Raw genomic sequence first — 7,535 nt, 5'->3', positions numbered from 1 at the left:
GGGGGGGGGGGGGGGGGGGGGGGCCCCCCCCACCCCCCGCTGATTCGCTGAGGAGTTCCCATGCCGGGTTTCGCCTACGCCGCCATCGCCGTGATCGGGGCGGTCGCCGTGCTCAACCTTGTCCTGACCCTGGCCCTCGCCCGGCGGCTACGTGAGACGCAGACCGCCACCGCCCACGACGGCGGGGCCGCCCCCGAGGTGCTGCCCGCCCCGGGCCTGGAGGTCACCGGCTTCCCGCACGTCGACCTGACCGCCGGCCGGCGCACGGTGGTCATGCTGACCCCCACCTGTCCGCCGTGTCAGACCCTCCTGGACACCCTCACCGCCGACGCCCGACGCTACCGGCACGACACCTTCGTGTTCATGATCGGCATGGCGGAGGAGACGGCGGCGATGGCGCCCCGCCTGGCCGACTTCGACACGGCGACCATCAACGAGGATCAGGCCGAGAAGGAGTTCGGGGTCAAGGGTTTCCCCGCCGTGCTGTCGGTCGTCGACGGCGTCGTCGTCAACTCCAGCCACCAGCTTCCGGTCCTGGCCTGAGGCATGACCACGCTGCGAGCCGCCCTGCGACTGGGCTGCGCAGACCCCAGGGCGCTCGCCGCCACGGTCGCCCTCGTCGTCATTGGCGCGGCGCCCCCGATCGGCGTCGCGTGGTTCACGAAGCTGCTGTTCGACGAGGTCGGCAGGGGCCGCTCGGCCGACCCGGCGACCGCCACCTGGTACGCCGTGGCGATCGCCGTCCTGGGCGCACTGGCGGCGATCGCCAGCCGCGTGTCCGGTTACTTCACCACAGCCCTGCAGAACGCGATCACGATCGCCGCCGACGTGCGGCTGTACCGCAAACTGAACACCTTCGTCGGGCTGGGCCCGTTCGAGCAGCCGGCACTGCGCGACCGGCTGGCGCTGGCCCAGCAGGCCGCCACCCAGGCGCCGTACGTGGTCGTCATGTTCGCGGTCGACGTGGCCCAGAACGTCGTCACCATCGGCGGTTTCGCCGCGATCCTGGCGTCCCTCTGGCCGCCGGCCGGCCTGCTCCTGCTCGCCGTGGCCGTGCCCGAGTTCCTCATCCAGCTGCGGCTGTCCCGGCGGGCCGCGCGGGCCGTGGAGGACAGCGCCGGCCTGTTCCGGGCCCGGTTCCTGTTCCAGACCGTGCTGACCGACCTGCGTGCCGTCCGGGAGGTGCGCCTCTACCACCTCGGCCGGTTCTTCCACGACCGGCTCACCGGGGCGGTGCGGGCGGCCTCCCGGATCGAGCTGGACGCCGCGCGGCACGCCACGGTCGTGCAGACCTGCTGGGCGCTGGCCGGTGCCGCCGTCACCCTCACGGCGACGGTGATCGCGGTGAACGCCGCGGTCCGCGGCCGGCTCAGCCTCGGCGACCTCACCCTGCTGTTGGCCGCGTTCGCCGCGACACAGAGCGGCCTGGCGGGCATCGCCGGCCAGCTCGGCGAGGCCGGCACGGCCGTGCGGCTGTTCCGGCACTTCGTCGCCGTCCTCGACAGCCCCGCCGACCTGGCCGACGGGACCCTGCCGGCGCCGCCGCTGCGCGACGGGATCAGGTTCGAGGACGTGTGGTTCCGCTACGACGAGGGCGGTCCCTGGATCCTCCAGGGCCTCGACCTCACGATCCCCGCCGGTGAGGCCGTCGGGCTGGTCGGCCTCAACGGAGCCGGCAAGAGCACCCTCGTCAAGCTGCTCTGCCGGTTCTACGACCCCGACCGCGGCCGGATCACCTGGGACGGCGTGGACCTGCGCGAGCTGCGGGTCGAGACGCTGCGCCGGCGGATGGGGGCGGTGTTCCAGGACTTCATGTGCTACGACCTCACCGCGGCGGAGAACGTCGGCATCGGCCGGCTGCCGCACACGGCCGAGCAGGTCGAGGACGCCGCCGCCCGCGCCGAGATCCACGACCGCCTCCGCGCCCTCCCCCACGGGTACGCCACGCTGCTCAGCCGCACCTTCGCCGACCAGGACGGCGAGCCCGGGGTGACGCTCTCCGGCGGGCAGTGGCAGCGGGTCGCGCTCGCCAGGTCCCTGATGCGCGCCGACGCCGACCTGCTCATCCTGGACGAGCCCAGCTCCGGGCTCGACGCCGACGCCGAAACCCGCGTGCACGCCTCGCTGGCCCGGATCCGCCACGGCCGCACCGGGCTCCTGATCTCCCACCGGCTCAGCACCCTGCGCGACGCGCAGCGCATCGTCGTACTGGACGCCGGACGCGTCGTCGAATCGGGCGCGCACGACGAGCTGATGGCGGCCGACGGCGAGTACGCGCGGCTGTTCCGCCTCCAGGCCGACGGCTACCAACTGGCGGTGTCATGACCGGCTGGCTGCGCCGCCGCTGGCGTCTGGTGGTCGTACGCGGGCACAGCATGGCGCCGACACTGCAGGACGGCGACCGGATCATCGTCCGGGTCGGGCGGACACCGGCCCCCGGTGACCTCGTCGTCTTCCGGGCCCGCGACGTCGTCCCGGGCGCGGACCTGACGTGGATGGTCAAACGAGTACACCGGGTCGAACCCGACGGTGCGGTGACGGTGCGCGGGGACAACGCCCGCAGCCAGGACTCGCGACATTTCGGGGCGGTGCCCCGCGAGGCGATCCTCGGCGTGGCCACAGGGAGGCGATGACACATGTACGTCGAGATCGGGTGCCGGGTACTGCTCGGCACGGTCCTGCTGGCGGCGGCGGTCGGCAAGGTCTCCGGGCGGGCCGCCTACCGCGAGTTCACGCAGTCGGTGCGCGACATGGGCTACCGGCCGGCCGGCCCACTGGCCGCGGCCGTGGTCGCCGGCGAGTTCACCGCCGTTGCCCTGCTTGCGGTGTTCCCGCTGGCCGGCTTCCTCTCCTCGGCCGCCCTGCTGCTCGCCTTCACCGCCGCCATCGCCGGCAACCTGCGGCGGGGCGGCGCCACCTGCCGCTGTTTCGGCCGCACGGCCGCGCCTCTGGGCCGGCACCACGTGTGGCGCAACGCGTTCCTCATCGGCTGCGCGATCGTCGGCGCGCTCGCACCGGCCGGCCCGGTGCGCCCGGGCGAAGCGGTCCTGGCCGTCGTCGGCGCGCTGATCGTCGGTGTGCTGGTCGTCATGCTGGACGACCTGCGCTACCTGTTGGGCGCACCCGACCGGACGTGACCTCCGAGCCGGTGGGATCGGCCGTCCACGGCGTTGCGCTCGTGCCTCCTGTCGACCGCACAGGGAGCGCGCTCATGCGCCACGCGACGGAGCGCCGGCCGTCGGATCCGGCGCCTACCGGGGACCTACCGAGCGTGCCGAGCAGAGGCCACGCGAGACTCAGGGCACGATCGCGTACAGCCGGTCGGTCGGGTCGACCACGGCGTTGAGTCGCGCCCCGACCTCCAGGCCCGGGTGCTCCTTGCACCGCGAGGCGGATGCGAACGGTTCGAATCCGGGCCCGCTGATCAGCAGGCTCAGCTCGATCCCGCTCTCCTCGCCGAGCGAGGTGGGCCGCACGGCGGTGATCTCGGCGGTTGCGGCGACCCCGACCGCCTCCAGCCGACGCTGGTCCCGTCGGGCACGGTCATCCAGCCGCGCTTCGCGCAGGGCCAGCATGACGCACGACCCGGTGACCCCGACCCCGGCGACCGCCATGATCCACCGGTTGACGGTGGGCTCGCCGGTGGCGAGGAAGGCGGCGGCGTACACCATGAACGGGCCGATCAGCAGCAGCGGGAGCCTCAGGGCCCGCGACACCAGCCGCCCGACTCCGCTGGGGGGCGGGTTCGCCTGGCGCGGCCCGTGGTCGGTGTCGGAGCTGGTGAGCGCGGTTCGGCCAGGCACGTGTCCTCGCGGCACCGTCGGCATGGCGTCACCCTAACGGATAATCAAGCCCGGCTGCCGCACTACACCGCGCCGTAACGGCGGCACCGGGGTTGTCCACCACGTCAGCGTTCACGATCGCTTTCGGCGCTGACGACCCGTGCCTGGGCGCAGGCCGGTACGGCTGGCCGGTCGCGCCGAGGCGACCGCGCGCGCTGACGGCCGCACAGGCAGAGCGGGCGCGACAACGGCGAGGCTGCCGCCGGGCACCGCGCCCGAGACCGTTCACGCTCGCCGTCACCTCGGGAACGACGAGGCCGACCGGTGCCGCCCCGGGACCGCCGACAGGTGGGCCCGGGCCGGCGCCCGGCGCCGTGATCCTCAGGAGGTCACTCCGGCATCGGATGTGCCCGGAGCCTGATCCCGAACCCCGCACGCGGCGCGGCCCGCCTTGAGGCAGGCCGCCGTGTCGACGACGCGGCGGGCCTGGTAGCGCGCCGCCTGCAGGGCCACCTCACCGGGTGGGCCGTCGCCGACGACGTGCGAGGTGCCGTAGGGGTTGCCTGACTGGAACTGAACGGGGTCGGTGTAGCCGGGGGGCACGATGATGCCGCCCCAGTGGTAGAACGTGTTCGCCAGCGCCAGGAGGGTGGATTCCTGCCCGCCGTGGGCGGTGTTGGAGGCGGTGAAGGCCGAGTACACCTTGTCCGCGAGCATTCCGTGGAACCACAGGGGGCCGGTGGTGTCGAGGAACGCCCTGAGCTGGCTGGCCGGGTTGCCGAAGCGGGTGGGGGCGCCGAACAGCACCGCGTCGGCCCACTCCAGGTCGTCGTGGCTGGCCTCGGCCACGTCGGCGGTGTCCTTCAGGTGTCGGTCCCACTCCGGCCTGGCGCTGACCGCCTCCGGTGCGGCCGTCTCGGCGACCTTGCGCAGCCGCACGTTGGCGCCGGCCTTCTCCGCGCCCTCGACGGCGGCTCGGGCCAGGGTATGTATGGTGCCGGTGGCGCTGTAGTAGATGACCGCGACGTTCACGGGTTCCATGCTCGGGTTCCTTCCTGTGCGGGTCCGACCGGTACGACGAGGCAGCCCTGCGAGATGTGAGGCGACGTCCCGGCCTCACATCTCGCCACGACGGCTCGTCGTAGGGGGTGAGGCAGATCGTCGGAGGAAGCCGGTGACACCATGACCAACCCATCCGGGCCGGGACACGGCCAGCCCGATCCGGGCCTGAGCGCGATCATGAGTGAGCGGCGTCAGCTGACCAACCTCGCGTACCGGCTGCTGGGCTCCCTGGCCGACGCCGAGGATGTCGTACAGGAGACCTACGCCCGCTGGTACACCATGTCGCCGCGGCAGCAGGAAGCCATCGACTCCCCCGGCGCCTGGCTGACGACCGTCGCCAGCCGGATCTGCCTCGACCTGCTCGGCTCGGCGCGGGCCAGACGCGAGCGGTACGTGGGCGAATGGATCCCGGAGCCGCTGCCCGACCGTGCGGAGTGGATCGGTGGGCGGCCGGGCGCCGGCAGCGAGGACCCGGCCGACCGGGTCACCCTCGACGAGTCGGTCAACATGGCCTTCCTCGTCGTGCTGGAGGCGATGACCCCGGCCGAACGCGTCGCGTTCGTCCTGCACGATGTCTTCCGCTACCCCTTCGCCGAGGTGGCCGAGATCGTCGGCCGGAGCCCGGCGGCATGCCGCCAGTTGGCCTCTTCGGCCCGCCGGCGCATTCGCGCCGCGCGACCCGGCCCGGTCCTGGTGGCCCAGCGTGCCGACGTCGTCAGGGCCTTCAAGCAGGCATGGGAGGCCAGGGACATCGACGCCCTCATCGGTCTGCTGGCCCCCGATGCCACGGCGACCGGCGACGGCGGCGGACTCGTCACGGCAGCGCTCCACCCGATCGAAGGCGCCGAGCAGGTCGCCCGCTTCTTCGCCGACCGGCCCGCCGCGGCGCCCGGCGTGACCCTCGAGGAGCGCACGGTCAACGGTCAGCCGGGGCTGGTGGCCCGACTGGACGGCGTCACCGTGTCGGTGATGGCGTTCGACGTCTCGGGTAACCGGATCAATCACATCTGGGCGGTACTCAACCCCGACAAGCTCCGCTCCTGGACGACGGGCTGACAGCCGCGCCATGCGCGGTCCCTGGTCCCGCGGCGGCGTTGGTCGTGCCCGCCGGTCCCACTCTTCGCGTGCCGATGGTTGTCCACGCCCGTGCGGTCAACTCCGAGCCCGCTGCTGTCATGTTGCTGGGAAGGAGAGTCGGCGTGGGCGACTGTGGGCGGCACCCGTTGCGGCTCCGTCCGTGGCATGATCCTTGGCCGTGCGCCCCACGCGTGTCCTGCTGATGGTGTCCATCACGACCGGCGCGCTGTCGGTCGTGACGGCACTGGTCTCCGCCGAGCGGGCCGCCACGCAGTCTGGTCTCGCCGCATCGGCGGCGCTTATCGGGTACGTGCTGTTCGCCGGCCCCACCCTGCCGCGCGTACGGCCGGCGCTGGCTGCCGGCATCGCCCTGTTCGCGGTGCCCACCACCGTGGAACTCTGGTGGTTCCCCGAGCGGCCAGCCGATGTCCGCTGGTTCACCCCCTTCTACGCGCCGCTGGGCGGTGGTTTCACGCCGACGGGTCAGGTCCAGGTCCCGGCGACGACGCTTGAGCAATGGCGGCAGCTGATCGGCCAGGAGCGGCTCAGCGCCGTCGCGCTGATGCTCGGGGTGCTCTGTCTCGCGGTGGCGGTGGTCGCACTGCCGGTTCGTGAGCAGCCGAAGGCCGCCAGGTTGGCCGGGGTCGCCGCTGTGCTGCTGCTCGCCGTGGTCGGTGCCAACGTCTGGTCCCGGATCGACGACGCCCCGCCGCTCGGCCTGCTCGGGGCCGCGTGGCCGGCGCTGCTGGCCACCCTGCTGGCGGCGGGAGTGGTGGCGCGGTCGGGTACGCGCGCTGACCGGGCGGCGCTCGTGCCGCTCGGGGCGCTGCTGATCGCGGTGACGGCGGCCGTCACCGCCGACGACCTCGCCAGCAGCTGGTTCACCTGGTGGACGTTCTCGAACAGGAGTGACCATTCCACGCAGTCGGGCACCGTCGCCGTCTCGGTGGTTGGCACAGTGGCCAGCTCGGCGGCAGGCGCGGCGGACGTCTCGGCGGCGGTGCGGGCCGCCGTGGCGCTCGCCGGGCCGACGCTGCTCACGGTCGGCGCCCTGGCGGCGTCCCGCAACGCCGCGACGGCGTAGGCGTTTCCTGCCGATCGTGGGCGGGCGGCGGAGTTCCGCGCCTGTCGCACTGCCGGCCGGGTCGCCCGAGCGGGGCTCACAGCACCTCGCGCAGCACCTCGTCGTACGTGGCCGCGGCCGCCGCCTGAACGTCGCGCCCGGCCTGGGTGATCTGCGTGTAGACGCCCCGCCGGTCCGTGTCGCACAGGTAGCGCTCGAGCAGGCCGGCGCTCTCCAGCCGGGCGACCAGCCGGCTGGTGGTGCTCTGCGGCAGGCCGACGAGTTCGGCGGCCCGTTGCATCCGCAGGCAGCCGCTGTCGCTGCGGGCCACGACGGCGAGGATCTCGTACTCGGGCGGGGTCAGTTCGTGACCGGCGCGCAACGCCTGCTCCAGCCGCCGGCTCACGGTCGCGTGGAGGCGATTCAGCTCCTGCCAGCGAGTTGCCCGCGCCGCGGCCGCTGTCGTCAGCGTCATGGCGCCTCCCTTCTTGACCAGACTACATCCACTCGGATAGTTTCTCACGGATACATTCATCTGGATAGACATGGGG

General features: G+C 73.1%; 9 protein-coding genes. 6 read left to right on the top strand and 3 right to left on the bottom strand.

Translation table 11 applies throughout. The features are described from left to right. The first annotated feature begins 60 nt into the window (after positions 1-60). The 4 genes from ACSNOB_RS03075 to ACSNOB_RS03060 are packed head-to-tail and all read left to right on the top strand — an operon-like array spanning position 61 to position 3,137. Entirely contained in the window at positions 61-543 is a 483-nt protein-coding gene (locus tag ACSNOB_RS03075; protein WP_436685050.1) for a hypothetical protein, read from the top strand. A 3-nt stretch (positions 544-546) separates the two neighbouring features. Continuing rightward, a complete protein-coding gene (locus tag ACSNOB_RS03070) occupies positions 547-2,325 on the top strand; it encodes an ABC transporter ATP-binding protein (RefSeq protein ID WP_436685049.1) in 1,779 nt (592 codons plus the stop codon). Further along, on the top strand, positions 2,322-2,633 hold the full coding sequence (locus ACSNOB_RS03065; RefSeq protein ID WP_436685048.1) for a S24/S26 family peptidase: 312 nt from the start codon (positions 2,322-2,324) through the stop codon (positions 2,631-2,633). The genes ACSNOB_RS03070 and ACSNOB_RS03065 overlap by 4 nt, the downstream gene beginning before the upstream one ends. Positions 2,634-2,636: 3 nt before the next feature. Further along, positions 2,637-3,137, top strand: coding sequence for a MauE/DoxX family redox-associated membrane protein (locus tag ACSNOB_RS03060; RefSeq protein WP_436685047.1), 501 nt, complete (start codon positions 2,637-2,639; stop codon positions 3,135-3,137). Between the two features lie 159 nt (positions 3,138-3,296). On the opposite strand, the gene ACSNOB_RS03055 is transcribed toward ACSNOB_RS03060, so the two are convergent. After that, entirely contained in the window at positions 3,297-3,803 is a 507-nt protein-coding gene (locus ACSNOB_RS03055; RefSeq protein WP_436685046.1) for a hypothetical protein, read from the bottom strand. A 360-nt stretch (positions 3,804-4,163) separates the two neighbouring features. Further along, the gene (gene wrbA / locus ACSNOB_RS03050) at positions 4,164-4,823 is read right to left on the bottom strand and encodes an NAD(P)H:quinone oxidoreductase (protein WP_436685045.1); all 660 of its coding nucleotides are present in this window, start codon (positions 4,821-4,823) and stop codon (positions 4,164-4,166) included. Between the two features lie 141 nt (positions 4,824-4,964). Between wrbA and sigJ the strand changes: the two genes are divergently transcribed. Then, entirely contained in the window at positions 4,965-5,900 is a 936-nt protein-coding gene (sigJ, locus tag ACSNOB_RS03045) for an RNA polymerase sigma factor SigJ (protein ID WP_436685044.1), read from the top strand. A 199-nt stretch (positions 5,901-6,099) separates the two neighbouring features. Then, entirely contained in the window at positions 6,100-7,005 is a 906-nt protein-coding gene (locus ACSNOB_RS03040; RefSeq protein ID WP_436685043.1) for a hypothetical protein, read from the top strand. 76 nt (positions 7,006-7,081) lie between these two features. Here the strand turns inward: ACSNOB_RS03040 and ACSNOB_RS03035 are convergent, their stop codons facing one another. Beyond that, a complete protein-coding gene (locus ACSNOB_RS03035) occupies positions 7,082-7,459 on the bottom strand; it encodes a MarR family winged helix-turn-helix transcriptional regulator (RefSeq protein ID WP_436685042.1) in 378 nt (125 codons plus the stop codon). Positions 7,460-7,535 lie beyond the last annotated feature (76 nt).

It is taken from the genome of Micromonospora sp. URMC 106, assembly GCF_051386395.1.
Taxonomy (GTDB): Bacteria; Actinomycetota; Actinomycetes; order Mycobacteriales; family Micromonosporaceae; genus Micromonospora.
The sequence above is the reverse complement of the archived record's forward strand: the minus strand, read 5'-3'. Positions and strand labels throughout refer to the sequence as shown.

Bases quoted from the DNA above. Each gene is read 5' to 3' on its own strand.
- ACSNOB_RS03035 (WP_436685042.1), bottom strand. From the start codon at position 7,459: ATGACGCTGACGACAGCGGCCGCGGCGCGGGCAACTCGCTGGCAGGAG.
- sigJ (WP_436685044.1), top strand. From the start codon at position 4,965: ATGACCAACCCATCCGGGCCGGGACACGGCCAGCCCGATCCGGGCCTG.
- ACSNOB_RS03075 (WP_436685050.1), top strand. From the start codon at position 61: ATGCCGGGTTTCGCCTACGCCGCCATCGCCGTGATCGGGGCGGTCGCC.
- wrbA (WP_436685045.1), bottom strand. From the start codon at position 4,823: ATGGAACCCGTGAACGTCGCGGTCATCTACTACAGCGCCACCGGCACC.
- ACSNOB_RS03070 (WP_436685049.1), top strand. From the start codon at position 547: ATGACCACGCTGCGAGCCGCCCTGCGACTGGGCTGCGCAGACCCCAGG.
- ACSNOB_RS03060 (WP_436685047.1), top strand. From the start codon at position 2,637: ATGTACGTCGAGATCGGGTGCCGGGTACTGCTCGGCACGGTCCTGCTG.
- ACSNOB_RS03065 (WP_436685048.1), top strand. From the start codon at position 2,322: ATGACCGGCTGGCTGCGCCGCCGCTGGCGTCTGGTGGTCGTACGCGGG.